Source organism: Duganella sp. Leaf61, assembly GCF_001421905.1.
Classification (GTDB): Bacteria; Pseudomonadota; Gammaproteobacteria; order Burkholderiales; family Burkholderiaceae_D; genus Rugamonas; species Rugamonas zoogloeoides.
Genome location: NZ_LMLM01000006.1, coordinates 55,367 through 69,960 on the forward strand (window position 1 = coordinate 55,367; position 14,594 = coordinate 69,960).

General features: G+C 63.0%; 10 protein-coding genes. 7 read left to right on the forward strand and 3 right to left on the reverse strand.

The window, feature by feature from the left end; genetic code table 11:
• Nucleotides 1-249: 249 nt before the first annotated feature.
• A complete protein-coding gene (locus ASF04_RS07755) occupies nt 250-2,499 on the reverse strand; it encodes a TonB-dependent siderophore receptor (protein ID WP_056139650.1) in 2,250 nt (749 codons plus the stop codon).
• A gap of 211 nt (nt 2,500-2,710) precedes the next feature.
• Here ASF04_RS07755 and asd point away from each other — a divergent pair, with 211 nt between their 5' ends.
• The gene (gene asd / locus ASF04_RS07760) at nt 2,711-3,556 is read left to right on the forward strand and encodes an archaetidylserine decarboxylase (protein ID WP_056139652.1); all 846 of its coding nucleotides are present in this window, start codon (nt 2,711-2,713) and stop codon (nt 3,554-3,556) included.
• A gap of 105 nt (nt 3,557-3,661) precedes the next feature.
• Here the strand turns inward: asd and ASF04_RS07765 are convergent, their stop codons facing one another.
• Nucleotides 3,662-4,744: a flavodoxin family protein gene (locus tag ASF04_RS07765; RefSeq protein ID WP_056139654.1), complete on the reverse strand. Its 1,083-nt coding sequence runs from the start codon at nt 4,742-4,744 to the stop codon at nt 3,662-3,664.
• Between the two features lie 225 nt (nt 4,745-4,969).
• Here ASF04_RS07765 and ASF04_RS07770 point away from each other — a divergent pair, with 225 nt between their 5' ends.
• A complete protein-coding gene (locus tag ASF04_RS07770) occupies nt 4,970-5,275 on the forward strand; it encodes a hypothetical protein (RefSeq protein ID WP_019922505.1) in 306 nt (101 codons plus the stop codon).
• Nucleotides 5,276-5,404: 129 nt separating this feature from the next.
• On the opposite strand, the gene ASF04_RS07775 is transcribed toward ASF04_RS07770, so the two are convergent.
• A complete protein-coding gene (locus ASF04_RS07775) occupies nt 5,405-8,518 on the reverse strand; it encodes an NAD(P)-binding protein (protein ID WP_156368569.1) in 3,114 nt (1,037 codons plus the stop codon).
• Nucleotides 8,519-8,670: 152 nt separating this feature from the next.
• Here ASF04_RS07775 and ASF04_RS07780 point away from each other — a divergent pair, with 152 nt between their 5' ends.
• The 5 genes from ASF04_RS07780 (at nt 8,671) to ASF04_RS07800 (ending at nt 14,594) form a co-directional block, all read left to right on the forward strand.
• Nucleotides 8,671-9,237: a hypothetical protein gene (locus tag ASF04_RS07780; RefSeq protein ID WP_056139726.1), complete on the forward strand. Its 567-nt coding sequence runs from the start codon at nt 8,671-8,673 to the stop codon at nt 9,235-9,237.
• A 133-nt stretch (nt 9,238-9,370) separates the two neighbouring features.
• Entirely contained in the window at nt 9,371-9,757 is a 387-nt protein-coding gene (locus ASF04_RS07785; RefSeq protein ID WP_056139657.1) for a DUF1842 domain-containing protein, read from the forward strand.
• Between the two features lie 160 nt (nt 9,758-9,917).
• A complete protein-coding gene (locus ASF04_RS07790) occupies nt 9,918-10,550 on the forward strand; it encodes a response regulator transcription factor (protein ID WP_056139660.1) in 633 nt (210 codons plus the stop codon).
• 74 nt (nt 10,551-10,624) lie between these two features.
• Entirely contained in the window at nt 10,625-12,346 is a 1,722-nt protein-coding gene (locus ASF04_RS07795; protein ID WP_056139661.1) for a molecular chaperone HscC, read from the forward strand.
• A gap of 7 nt (nt 12,347-12,353) precedes the next feature.
• On the forward strand, nt 12,354-14,594 hold the full coding sequence (locus tag ASF04_RS07800) for a tetratricopeptide repeat protein (RefSeq protein WP_056139664.1): 2,241 nt from the start codon (nt 12,354-12,356) through the stop codon (nt 14,592-14,594).

Here is a 14,594-nt window from a genome sequence, read left to right on the forward strand (position 1 = left end):
AATTTTATAGGCGCAATTTACCATAACTTTGGCGCTTTTCTCCAGAGGCGCACGTTACAAATACCAATATAGCTATAAAACCGGAGTTTTTCCACAAATCTCGTTGTCTATCGAAAGCAGGTTCGACCAGTATCATGGCAACAGCGAATCGATAAAGGGATTTGAATCGGCAGGCAGGTGCTAAAGGGCCGGATCGATTATCCGGCGCACAGATATACCGGGCAGCGTTGCGCTGCCCGGCTCAAAAAGTTAAAACCGGCGTTCGACCGTCAGGCGGAACTGGGTTTCTCCGGCATTGGTGGTGGAACGGTTCGAGGTTCCCTGGGCATCGGCATACAGGGATTCGGTGGAGTAATCCTGTGCCAGTAAATTCGAGACCGCTACCCGCACATTATTGCGGGTATCGATTTTCCACAAAGCATAAACGTCGAGATCGCGGCGCACCGAGTTGTATCCGCTCTGGATATCGGTCAGGCGCGCCAGGCCGCCGTTACGGAAACTGAAACTGGTACCGGTGCTCAGCTCGCCATCTGCGCTTTTATAATCGAGGCCTACGGTAGCGCTCAGCGGCACTTGCTGGTCGAGCCGGTTGTCCGGTCCCGGCACGCTGTTCACGCGCGACCAGTTGCGGCTGACGCTGGCACGCACATCGATCGCCGGCACGTCGTTGAACACGGCGCGTAGGGGGAACTTGGCTTCCAGTTCGATGCCCCGGGTTTCCGCGCGGCCGTCGTTGACCTGCATCGCCAGCCAGCGTTCGCCGTCCTGCATCAGCACATTGTGCGTGTAATCGTCGATCTGGCGCAGCGAGGCGCTGGCGCTGAGCATGGCGCCGTCACCCCAGTAATGTTCGAACGACGCATCCAGGCCCAGCGCCACCTCGGGTTTCAGGCGCGGATTGCCGCGGCGGTCGGGGTCGAGCCGGCTATTGTTGGCAGAAATGAAATTACGCGGCACCATGTTGGAAGTAGCCGGCGCCTTGTAGGTGCGGGTCAGCGCCAGGCGCAGTTGATCTTTCTTGTTGGGCAGCTTGTACAGGGTCTGGAACAGCGGGCTGAGCACGCTGGAGCGCTCGTTGACGGACGCAAAGCCGGCGCCGTCGATCTCGGTCTGGTAGCCCTCCCAGCGCACGCCTGCGTACATCGACCAGCTCGGGCTGACGTTCCACTCGTCCTGGCCGTACACCGCCACGCGGGTGATGCGCGCGGAAAAATCCTCGTCGAAGTTGGCGGGATTGCTGCCGGGCAGTGGCGCTTCGCGCTGGCGGCGCGTGTCGTCGCGGTCGGTCACGCCCACGTCCCAACCGAGCGACAGCGCGTGCTCGGGGGCTTCCACGCCGTCCTGGGTGGCGCCCAACACCAGCGGGCGCGAATACTTGCCCTGGCTGCTGAAACCTTGCTCGGTGGTTTTTGACACCACCTTGCGGTCCAGCGTGGGCGCTGCACCGTCCTTGCTGCCCAGGTTGTAACCGTCGGACGCATTGCGGTTGCCGTTGATGCCGAACTTGGCGTCGAGCTTGGCACCGTCACCCAGCTGCTTCACCCAGTTGAGGTCGGTACGGGCAAAGCCGTTGTGGCTGCCAAAATTGCCGTCAATGCGGTCGTAGTCGGGACCACGGTCGGCGGCCAGCTCCACGCTGGTCAAACTCTGGCTGTTGCTGGTGAAGGTGTTGTAGTTGATAAAAGTTTGCCAGGTCAGCGTGTCGCCGTCACCGAGCGCCCAGTTCAGGCGCGGCGACAGGTTGAAGCCGTCCGACCGGCCACGGTCGGACCAGGTGGATGCGCGCGCGACATCGGGCACGCCAGCGGCATCGGTGCCGGTCTCGTAGCTGGGCGTGGTGCGATCGTACTGGTAGCGCCAGGCGTTGGCGCCCATCGAGTACGACAGCGCGCCGTCGCGATCCGACCACTGGATGCTGGCGCTGGGCGAGCTGAACGTACTGCCCTTGGCGCCGCTGATTTTCACCACGTGCTGGTCGAGCTTGACGGTCTTTTTCAGCACGATATTGATGGTACCGGCAATCGACTGGGTGGAAAACTCGGCGCTGGCCGCGCGCAGCACTTCGATGCGTTCGATCACGTCCGGCGCCAGGTTGTCGATGGAAAATCCGGCCGGCGCTTTTTCACCGTTGATCAGGATTTGCGTGTAGCCGGAACCGAGGCCGCGCATGCGGATCTCGCCACCGCCCCGCCCGGCCGCGCCGCCGACGGTAATCCCGGGCAGGCGCTTGAGTACATCGTTGACCGAGGTGTCGCCGTACTTCTGGATTTCCTCGCTGTTCACTACCACCTTGCTGGCGGTATCGTCGCGCCGTGCATCGTAGGTGGCGGCGCTGCCCTTGACCATCACGGTCTGCATGACCGGTGCTTGCGCGCTAGTGGAGTTGGCCTTGACCGGCGCCGGCGCAGGCGCGTCTTCGGCGCGGGCGGCATGGCTGACAAGGAATATGGAGCAAACGGCAGCAGCGATCCGGGTAGGACGCAGGACGGACTTGGACATGGGATGACCAGGAGATAGACGATGGGATGCGTCATTATGCATTGCCCATGTTAAACATTGATGAATTAGGGCACTACTGTTGCGTCCACGCGCCGGTTTGGCGAAATTTCATAACGGGGTTTGGTAAAAATCTCACCGGCGCGTGACTTCGCTACAACGGAAGCGATCCGTTTATAATGCGCGATCGTCTCTTCGTTATTGGAATGCCATCGTGTCCGACCGCCTTGCCGTTTTGCCCCAATACCTGCTTCCCAAGGGAGCGCTGACCAACTTCGCCGGCCGTGTTGCCGGCGCCAAGGGCGGCGCCATGACCACGCGCCTGATCCGCTGGTTCGTGGGCCGTTACGACGTCAACATGGGTGAGGCACTCAATCCGGACATCGCCAGCTACCCGAGCTTCAACGAATTCTTTACGCGCGCCTTGCGCCCGGACGCACGGCCGCTGGCCGACGCCGCATTCATCTGCCCGGTCGATGGCCGCATCAGCCAGTTCGGCGCGATCGAGGACGACCAGATTTTCCAGGCCAAGGGCCACAAGTTTTCGACCACCGCGCTGGTCGGCGGCGACGCCGCGCTGGCAGCCAAGTTTCAACATGGCAGCTTCGCCAACCTGTACCTGAGCCCGCGCGACTACCACCGCATCCACATGCCGGTGGACGGCAAGCTCACGCGCATGATCTATGTGCCGGGCGAGCTGTTCTCGGTCAATCCCACCACCGCGCGCGGTATCCCCGGCCTGTTCGCCCGCAACGAGCGCGTGGTATGCGTGTTCGACACGGCCCACGGCCCGTTCGTGATGACGCTGGTGGGCGCCACCATCGTCGGCAGCATGGCCACCGTGTGGCACGGCCTGGTCAACCCGCCGCGCCTGCCCAAGGTCACCGAATGGACCTACGACGACCAGAACATCGTGCTCAAAAAAGGCGATGAACTGGGCCGCTTCCTGCTCGGCTCCACCGTGGTGATGCTGTTCCCGAAAGATACGCTCTGCTTCAACCCCGCCTGGCAACCGGCCGGCCCGGTGCGCCTGGGCGAGGCGATGGCTGCGCTGGCCTGACGCAGTGGCCTGACGCAGTGGCCTGACGTACTGGCCAGACTACTGGCCTGATGTACTTGGCCTGATGCGGCGGCATGACGCAGTAACCTGAAGCAGTAGCCGGAGCTACTTGGGCCGCGCCGGCGGCACCTCGGCATCGGGCTGCTGCAACTGCCCGGCGCGCAGCAATTTGACCGCCTGCGCCACCGAGGCCGCCACGTTGTGCACCTCCTGCTGGAATGCCTGGTCGCGGTCCAGCACCTCGTGGCTTTCCGCATACGATTCGTAGTAGCCGATGTAGCGGTCCAGCGTGGACTGCTTGCCCGCGTCGATCAGCCCCATCCAGGTCAGCCAGTCCGACAGGTTGCGGCGCAGGGTTTCGATGCCGGCCACGTCGCCATGCACCACCAGCCCGAACGCGCGGCCCGCCAGGTGCTTGGGATAACCCCACCCCGCCAGTTCGATCGCCTTCGCCTCCGCCGCCTTCTTGCCATGCGTGGTGGTGGGATCGGGATTGCCGCCATCGGCACAGACCAGCCGGTCGATCATCGACTTGAGCACGGCCGGCGCCTGGTACCAGTAGGTGGGCGTAAGGATGATCACGCCGTGCGCGGCTACCCATTTTTCGTAGATTTCCGCCATCCAGTCGCTGGTCTGGCGCTCGGCGTGGTTCGGGTAGCACGTGCAAGGCCAGTGGCACAGCGGCATCGCCGTCGAAACGCAGCCCTTGCACGGATGGATGTGCAAATCGTAGCTCGAGGTGAGCAGGCTCAGGTCGAGCACATCGCTGTCGATATCGGACCGGGCCAGCGTCTGCTGCGCCCATTCCACCATGCGGTGGGTCTTGGAGATTTCGCCGGGACAGGTACCGTCGTTGCGGGCCGAGGCGTTGATCAGCAACACGCGCGACCGCGTGGCGCCATCCTTCTGCACGCGCTCGGCCTCGATCAGGCGGTCGCGCGTTGCCTTCCACTCCACCGACATATCGTAGTCAGGATCTGCAAAGCCGGGGCCGGCCTTTTGCGTGACCGGCGCCTTGCGGCTGTCGTCATAGTTGCGCCAGGCGACCTCCTCGACCTGGGCCAGCGCGTCGTGGACATCGTCAAAGCGCGGATCTGCGTAGGAACGCATGAACTGCAGGTGAAACTCGTTGCGGCCCAGTTTGGCGGGCGCCTGGCCGGTGCGGACGTCGGGAATGGGTTTGGTCATGATAGTCTCCTTGATATTCCAGCGTGGCACGTGGAGATATCTCCCTCTGTACGCTTGCGTACCTAGATTTCTAAAAGTCTCATCAAGAAGCTTCCTACATTTGGACGGCATGTGCGCCTACGCGGAAGGCAAGGGGGAAGGCATAGAATGTGAGTTCGGGCAATGACAATGTTAAATTTAACGTTATCACTTCAGCACTTTTCAGCACTTTCCAGGAGAATCATCATGAACCAAGCGAACAAACGCGGTTTCAAACCCGGCGCCAACATGCCGCACGACGATTACGATCCCATGGAACAGGGCATGTCCGACAGCGGCAACCACGCCGTGGGCCATCCCGGCAACGACAACCCCACCACCAACGCACAACACGGCCGCCAGCCCGCCCGCTCCGAGCAAAGCGTGCGCCAGGGCAACCTGGGCCGCAGCTACTACGACAGCAAGCAAGCCGCCTCGGCAGCCGCCCAAACCACCCACCGCTACAACGCCGCCGGCGCCAGGGGCGACAGCAATACCGGCAAAAGCCGCTAAGCACGCCACTGCAGAACACGGGCGCAACCAGCGCCCATTTTATGCATTGAGCACAATTTTCGGAACGCCAAACGAACCTCCAGAGCGAGGCGCAGCAACGAAGCCCCGGAGGCTTCGTTTTGCGCGCCATTAGATGAAATCGGTTTCGCCGTCTATATCTACCGGGTAGCCACTAATCGCACGCGACGTCTGCATCCCCGCCATCACCGCCGCCTCCACGCAACCGGCATTCAGGCCGGTCTTGATCCAGTCGCCCGTCAGGAACAAATTACTGAATCCCGACTGATCGGTGCGCAGCCGGTATTTCGTACTTCCCACCACCGACATCACATAACGCTCCGACGGATCAACATTGGCGCGCCAGTACTGGGCGTCGAAGCGCTGCACGCCGGTGGCGTCCGAGCCATCGACCAGCCACTGCCACGGGAACGCGCCAGCGGGGCCGGCAGCCGACCACAGCGCAGCGATCTCGTGGCTGAGCTGGTTGATCGCGCCCTCCTTCGCCTGCAGCGCCATGCGCGCCGGGAAGCCGGTGTCGGTGGCCGGCGGGTAGTCGGTCACGGTCAGCGCGCTGCAGAAGTACGAGACGTTGCGCGGCTCGAGTCCGGCCGGCCAGTCTTCGCGCACCAGCAGCTGGTCCATCGGCGCCCAGGTGTCGTACGGCTCGGTAAAGCCGCTGAGCACAGGTTGCTGGCCTTGCGGCTGGTAGCTCCAGCCCATCTGGGTCAGATCCTTGTCCAGCCACACCTGGTAGGCTTGCGTCGCTACCGTTTTGACTTGCTCGGACGTGGCCAGCAGCGCCGGGCTTTGCGCCAGCAACTGCGGGCATAGCACCGGCAGCGAGCCGATCGAGATACCGAACACCACCTGATCGAAATCGATACCGCGCTTGAGCGTGTGCGTAGGCAGCGGCTTGCCGAAGCGTTCCTGGTACTGCTGCGGCCAGTCGGTCCAGTGCGACTCCAGGTTGATTTCCTTGACTTGCAGCAGCTCGGCCTGGTCGGGATCGAGCTGCTCGTACAAAGGCTGGCTCGGCCAGCACGCCAGGCCCTTGACGTCCACCAGCGGGTAGTACTCCTGGCCGGCGGCCATGGTGACCTGCTCGGTCATGCGGATGCTGCCGATCTGCGCCCCGTCCGGCACCAGCTCTTCGACCTTGTGGAAGAACTTGAACTTGACGCCGCGCGCCACCAGCGCCTCGTACAGCGGCGTAAACACCACGTCGCCCATGCCGGCCTGCATCTTGAACATGATGCCGCCCTTGTAGCACAGGCCGATGCGCGCCATCGCCCGCAGCAGCGTGCCGGCCTCGATATTCGGCTTGCCGAAGTCGCCGCCCTCGTAGGCAAACACCAGGTCGTAGAAGCCGCGCACCGGCGCCGAGTTGACCGACAGCTCTTCGTTGCCGCCATGCTTGCGCAGCCAGGCGCGGAAATCGATGTCGTTGATGACATCGAAGCCGTTCTTGAGCACGCCGTCGTCGAACACGCCCTTCATGACGGTAGTGCCGAGGTCGATGCAGATGAACAGGCGGCGTACGTCGTCCATGATGTCGGCGCCGGCGCCAGTGGCGTTGGCGCTTTCCGCGCGCGCCAGCAGCTTGTCGTAGCGGCTGTGCAGGCGCGAGCGCACGCCGGCCATCACACCGGCCAGCGCGTGGTGCTCGAGCGCGCTATGGCGGCGGGTATCGGGCGACAAATTGGCCACCATGCCGGACAAGGCGCTGCCCAGCAATTTGAAGTCGTCGGCCAGCTCGCCCACGGTGTTGGCCACGCCCTCGGCCAGGTGGTACAGCCAGTCGGGCACGATGCCGGTGTGGTGTGGGTGGTCTTCGAGGTCCAGCGCCTCGGTCAGGCGGTCGAGGCTCTTGATCCATTTTTCGATCCAGCCGACCATGGCCACGGCCAGCTGCCACAAGGTGATTTCCTGGTCGCCCTCGCCCGGCACGCCCGGCAGGGTCGGGAACACGATCGACCAGTTGCGCCAGTGGCCGCGCACGTCTTCCGACAGCGCCACGTAGTCGTGCTGCTTGAAGGCGTCCTGCCAGGTGGCCAGCGGGGCGCCGGGCGGACGGTGCAAGCTGCCGTAAGCTTGCTTGATCATCTTGAAGGCATTGGTGTAGAAGCCGAACCAGATGTGCAGGCCGTGCTCCTCGATGCGCTGGCCGTACTGCGGGTTGCGCCCGCTGGCGCCCTTGCCGCCCAGCCGCCAGCCCTGCTGGTACACGGTAATGTCGTAGTTGTTCTGCCAGCCCGGCTGGTCGCTCAGGTAGTACGCCGCTGTCATGGCCGACACGCCGCCGCCAAGCACGGCAATCTTTTGCGGCGCGATGGTGGAATTATCGATCAGCTCCTCGCCCGGCTGGGCAGTGAAATCGAAATTGAGGTTGAACGGCAGGATCGCTTGCTGCGACCCCAGCTTGAAGCCGAGGGTCTGGTCGAGCGGGAAGCTGTCGAAGGCGTGCAGCACGGCCTGGTACTCGTAGCCGAGCAGCTTGCCGCCGTGGATTTTCTCGATGGTGGCAGGCGCGGCCAGGATGGCCTGGTACACGGCCTTGATGCCGGCGCTGTCGGGGAACTGCTTGAGGAAGATCTGGTCGATGCGCGGGTTGCGCAGCAGCGAGATGATGTCGTCCCATCCGGCCACGTCGAGGTTGAAGAAATCGGGGATCGACAGGAACAGCGTGATCGCTTCCTCGATAAGGTCGAGCACGCTGTGCACGGGCTTTTCGATCCCGGTCTTGTGGGTGGCGTTGACCTCCAATAACGGATGCAGCGCAATGCGGGTCTCCGGCGAAAACGGCTGAAAACCCTTGGCGGCCACCGAACAGCGCAGCGGTTCGGTGCCGGCGGTGGGGATCTCGTATTCACACAGGTATTTCGGGTAGCCGAACAGCTCGCGGCCGTTGATCAGCGCCATGCCGTCATCGACAAAAATGTGCGCCGGATAGTAATAGATGTGGGCCAGTTCGCCCTCCTCGTCCATGGCGCCCACCATGATCCAGGTGACGATATCGATCTCGGTGATCCAGCCCTTGGCCTGGTCCACCGGCACCGCCGAATTGGCGTGATTAACGCGGGTAAACGTGGTGAGTACGTACGGGGAAATCGCCTTGAAGCGCATCCGGGTACCGGCCACGCGGTTGAGCGTGTCGTCGAGCGTGGCCTGCAGGCGGGCGCTGTCGCCCTTGATGAAAAAGCCGTACATCTCGGCGTTTTTCAATTGCAGCGGCGAGTGCATCATCGCCGAACCGCCCTGATAAATGTATGAAGGTCTGGTTGCCATAAAAGCCTAGGTTAAGGATTGAACAAGATCAATAGTGTAGGACAAAACTCGGGCAAATTGCCGATTAAGTTGCCGAAATAAAATTTTCGCTGCTGGTGTACGATCTGGCGATGACCGAACACACTCCCCACAAACCCGATGGCCGCACGTCCATCCTGCTGCCCTCCGGCTTCGTCCTCAACCTGCTGGCGCCCGACGCCACCGGACTGCCGATCACCGATATCGCGCTGTGCCTGGCTTCGCAGCCGCGCTGGGGCGGCGCCGCCCGCCCCTGGTACTCGGTGGCCGAACACTCGATCATGTGCTCGCGCCTGGTAGCGCCCGAACACGCGTACGCCGCGCTGCTGCACGACTGCGAGGAATTCCTCGGCGACTGGCCGTCGCCGGTCAAGGTCATGCTCGGAAGGGATTATGTAAAAGAACGCATGCATCCCGTCAAGCAGGCGCTGCGGCGCCGCTTCGGCTTCCAGGACGACGTCCCGGCAATCAAGCACGCCGACCTGGTGTGCATGGCCACCGAGCTGCGCGACCTGCTGCCACCGGCCTGGATGGAATGGGGCCACCTGCCGCCACCGGCCGAAGCCGTCATCGTGCCGGTGGGACCGGAGCGCGCGTATGCGTTGTTCCTGGAACGGTTCGAAGAGCTGCGGCCTTTACATGTAAAGACCGCCGGTTGACATGACAAAACTTCGCGTTTGACAGCGGGCCACTACGGTTTTACTGGACTTTCAGGCTGGCACAGCCTTTGCAACAAGGCCCGTGCAGTACCAAAACCGGGAACTCCAACTAAACCAAACTCAAGAGGTCATCATGTCCACCGTACAAAATCCATTCGCAGGCGCTTACCTGGTAAAAGGCACGATCGGCAACGTCGGCACTCCGGGCGCGCCCATCGTCACCTTCGCCGTGGTGGTGGTGCCGTCCACCCACAGCGTGACGGGCAGCGTGCACGTCACCCAGGCCGTCGAGAACGGCAGTTACACGGGCCAGGTGTCGGGCACCATCTATGCCACCGGCTTCGGTAACGTCACCCAGGTCGTCGCTCTGAACGGCGCCATCCGTCCCGACAGCCCGTCGACGGTCGTGCTGCCCTTCGAAGCCCAGCTGGCCATCAACGGCGAGTGGAACGGCACCGGCGGCTTCAACTACGCCAACGTGCACGTTGAAAACGTACCGGTGGCCCGCGTAGTGCAATAAGCGCGCAGCGCGTCATAGGGAGTGGCCATCGCTCACTCTTTCGGGTGATGGCCATGGTGAATTTAACCTTTTTAACCGTTTCACCATACCTTCGTATAACTATCCGTAACCGCCAGCTTTGCGCAAAATGTGCTCATCCAACCACACGAGGAGCACGACCATGAATACCCTGACTTCCGCATCCATCGTTATCGCCGACGTACACCCGCTGATCCGTGCCGGCATGGCGTCGCTGATCGAAAAGCAGGATTCGTTCACCTTGCTGGGCCAGGCCGCCAGCGGCATGCAAGCGATGGAAATGTGCGACCGGCTGCAACCGGACCTGCTGCTGATGGACCTGAACATGCCCGACTGCGATGGCATCGAAGCGATCGGCCGCATCAGCGCGCGCCATCCCGGCGCCAAGATCATCATCCTCAGCGGCCACGAAGGCGAAGACGAAGCCGACCGCGGCATGCGCGCCGGCGCCAGCGCCTACATGGCCAAGAGCGCGCCGCTCGACGATTTGATGGCCTGCATCCACACCGTGCTGTCAGGTAAAAAATACATGATGCCGGAAATGGCGATCAAGCTTGCCAGCCGCATCCACGGCAACCAGCTGACCCCGCGCGAGCGCGACATCCTCGGTCACCTGGCCACCGGCATGAGCAACAAGGTCATTGCCCGCGCCGCCGGCATCGGCGTCGGCACCGTCAAGTTTCACGTCAAGAGCATCATGTCCAAGCTGAACGTTTGCACCCGCACCGAGGCAGCCATGGTGGCGGCGCGCCGGGGCCTGGTCCATTTTTCCTGATATTTTCAGTCGAGCAACACCGTTACAAAGTTTGCAAGTTGTGCTAGCATAACTATTTTTGCTGAGCACCAAAAATGATCGTCGGGATAGATTTAGGCACCACCAACAGTTTGATCGCAGTATGGGAAAACGGCGCCGCGCGCCTGATCCCGAACAGCCTGGGAGAAATCCTGACACCGTCGTGTGTCAGTGTCGACGAGGACGGCACCATCCTCGTCGGCCGGGCTGCCCGCGAACGGCTGCAAACCCATCCTGACCGCACGGCAGCCGTATTCAAGCGCTACATGGGCAGCGACCGCACGCTGCGCCTGGGCCAGCGCGATTTCCGGCCCGAGGAATTGTCGGCGCTGATCCTGCGCTCGCTGAAGGAAGACGCCGAGGCCGTACTGGGCCACCCGGTGACGGAAGCCATCATCACCGTGCCCGCCTACTTTTCCGACAGCCAGCGCAAGGCTACGCGCGCGGCCGGCCAACTGGCCGGCCTGAAGGTGGACCGGCTGCTGAACGAGCCGACCGCAGCGGCGCTGGCTTACGGCATCCACCAGCGCGATGCCGAAACCCGCTTCCTGGTCTTCGACCTCGGTGGCGGCACCTTCGACGTGTCGGTGCTCGATTTATTCGAGGGCGTGATGGAAGTGCGCGCTTCGGCCGGCGACAATATGCTGGGCGGCGAAGACTTCGTGCTGGCCATGGTCGATCATTTTCTGGCCCACCACAAGCTGCCGGCCACGCTCAAGAACGAGCCGTATTTCATGCAGCGCCTGCTGGCGTCGTGCGAACGGGCCAAGCGCGCGCTCAGCGAATCTGCCAGCGCCAGCATCGAGATTTACCACGATAACACCCAGTACACGCTGGCGCTGGACGAAGCGGCGCTGGAACGCATCTGCACGGTGCTGCTGCGCCGCCTGCGCGATCCGATCGAACGGGCGCTGCGCGACGCCAACCTGAAAATCTCCGAACTCGACAACATCGTGCTGGCCGGCGGCGCTACCCGCATGCCCGTGGTGCGCAAGCTGGTGGCGCGCATGTTCGGCCGCTTCCCTGCCTGCGACATCAATCCCGACGAAGTGGTGGCGCTCGGTGCAGCCGTGCAGGCGGGCCTGAAAATGCGCGACGCCGCGCTCGACGAAGTGGTGATGACCGATGTCTCGCCGTATTCGCTGGGCATCGAAGTGTCGATGCAGCTGGGCGAGCGCAATTTCGCCAGCGGCCACTTCGATCCCATCATCGAGCGCAATACGCCGGTGCCGGTCAGCCGCGTCAAGCAGTACCACCCGGTGAGCGACAAGCAGAAATGGCTGGAGCTGCGCGTGTTCCAGGGCGAGGCGCGCATGACGCGCGATAACATCCTGCTCGGCAGCCTGAAAGTGAAACTGGCTGGCGGCGCCATTGCCGACAGCGGCGTCGATATTCGCTTTACCTACGACGTCAACGGCCTGCTGCAAGTGGAGGCCACCGTGACCGCCACCAGCGCGGTGCACACGCTGGTCATCGAAGGCAATCCGGGCCTGCTGTCGGAAGCTGATATCGCCAAACGTTTCGTCTCGCTGTCGGAACTTAAAATCCACCCGCGCGATCGCATCGAACACCGCACCCTGCTGGCGCGCGGCGAACGGCTGTACCAGCTGATGCGCGGCCAGGGCCGCGAATGGTTCGGCGCCCAGATCGTGCTGTTCGAACAGGCGCTCGACAGCCAGGACAAGCGCGTGGTCGAACCGGCCCGCAAGCAGTTCGAGGCCATGCTCAACGATATCGAGCATGACAGCTTTGTTATGCCACTCAACGAACCGCAATAAGGCTGTGATGGAACTGATGTTTTTGCAACGGCTGTCGCTACAGCGGCTGTCGCTACAGCGGCTGTCGCTGGCCGGGGATGCCGACGAGCGCACCATTCGCCGCGCCTATGCGCGCGAACTCAAGCTGATCGACCAGGAGCACGACGCGGCCGGTTTCCAGAGCCTGCGCGAAGCGTACGAGGCGGCGCTGTTCTGGGTGCGCAATCCCGAGTATTTCGCCGGTGATGATGATGGCGATGGCGATGGCGATGGCGACGAAAAGCGCGCGCAAGTGCAGGCCGACGCGCCACCCGCCCCTGATGCCGGCGGCACCGAGATTATCGAAGCCACCGCATTGCCAGCCGAGGTGCTGCCGGCCGACGAAGACCCGCAAGCGCTGGGCGACGAAGTTTTCGAAGAATTCACTGCGCGCCTGCCCGCGCTGGCCGCCGCCGCAAAGGGCCCCATCGAAAGCGAAACGCCGTGGACGCAAGCCCTGCAAACCTGCCTGGACGACTTGCGCCTGTTCGGCATCGACGCGCGCGAGCAATTCGAGCGGCGCGTGGCGGTGCTGCTGGCAGAAGGCTGGCGGCCGGGCCACGAGGCGCTGCTGGTAGCGGCCGTGGATACTTTCGGCTGGTCGGCCGACCGCCGCCGCGTGCAGGGATTGGGCTACGCCGGCATGCTGATCGACCTGGCCATCGACGAACGCGCATTGTTCGATTCGCAGCACGACGACGAAGCCGACGCCCAGCGCCGGCTGCTGCAACAACTGCGCGATCCGGTTATGCCGAGCTGGCGCGTGTTGGCGCTACAGGTGCACGCACTCGATACGATGACGGCACGGTTTCCAAACTGGTTGTCCATGGTAGTGGACGTCGACACCATTGTCAGCTGGCGCAAGATGGAGGAAAACATGCCCGGCTGGCAGCGCGTGCTGGCACTGCTGGGCCTGAAGCGGCGCGCAACGATGAGAGATGCACGGGCTGAGGACACGTTTCGCTGGTATTGGGTATGGGTCTTGCTGGTCGTTATATTCTTTGCAGTCCGAACCCTGTCGAACACGGGGGCCGACCATCACAACGTGCCGCCAGTCATGGCTCTCGACGAAGAGGCCCTGATAAATCAGGCGGAACACCAGTACTTCGCCGGACAGATGGAAGCGGCGATGACAAGCCTGGACCAGGCCAACGCCCTGAAGCCCGACTTTGCCGACGCCTATGCCATGCGCGCCTACCTGTGGCAACTGGCCGGCGCAGACCAGCCAATCGACAGCATGCTGGAAAAAGCGGCCACGCTCAATCCCGATTCCGTACGGCTGCTGCGCCTGCGCGCCGCGATCTCGGCCAATCGCGGCAACTACCAGGAAGCACTGCGCGATATCGACCGGCTGCTGCCCGGCGACGAGGACCTCTATTTCACGCGGATCTTGCAGGTCGAAGTCCTGCTCAATGTACAGCGGTCGCCGGAAGCGCTGGAACAACTGGAATCGATGCTCACGCATTTCAGCGACAAGCCGCGCGTGTATCACCTGATCGCCTTTATCCACAAAAAAAACGGCAACCTGGAAAAGGCCATGGAGGTGCTGATGCGGGGCGTGGCCAGCGCGCCCGACGCCACGATGTACCTTGACCGCGCCCTGCTGCGCCCGGCCAGCGACCGGGCCGGCAGGGAGCGCGACTTCGACTCGGCCCTTGCGCTCACCGACAATCCGATAGGAGTACTCAGTGCACGGGCATGGTGGGAGCGCGAAGCGGGCCGTCCGGACGACGCCATCGCCACCTACAAGCGAGCGATGGAGCGCCTGGACGATACCGATACCGTGATCCAGCTGCTGGCGTTGCGCAGCGTGGCCTACACCATGGCGGGCAAGCCGGACCAGGCCGCTGACGATGTGGAAAAGGCCCGCACCCGGGCCGACACGGCACAGCGGCTCAACAATCTCGCATGGATCCTGGTCACCAACAATGTTGCCCTGCCCACCGCGCTGACGCTGGCGCAAGAAGCCAATGCCGGCCAGCCGGACGCACCAGCCTTCCTCGACACCGAAGGCGTGATCCTGCTGCGCCTGGGCAAATTCGATCAGGCGGTCGCGCGTTTCGACCGCGCCCTGGCGCTGGCGCCCGCCATGGCCGGCACCGAGTTCGTACGCGGCATCGCCAGACAACACCTGGGCCAGCATGCCGGCGCTGCAGCGGATCTGAAAGCGGCGCGGGCAAAACGCCCCGGCATCGACGCCGAGTACGCCAGCTACGGCATCAAACCGTAA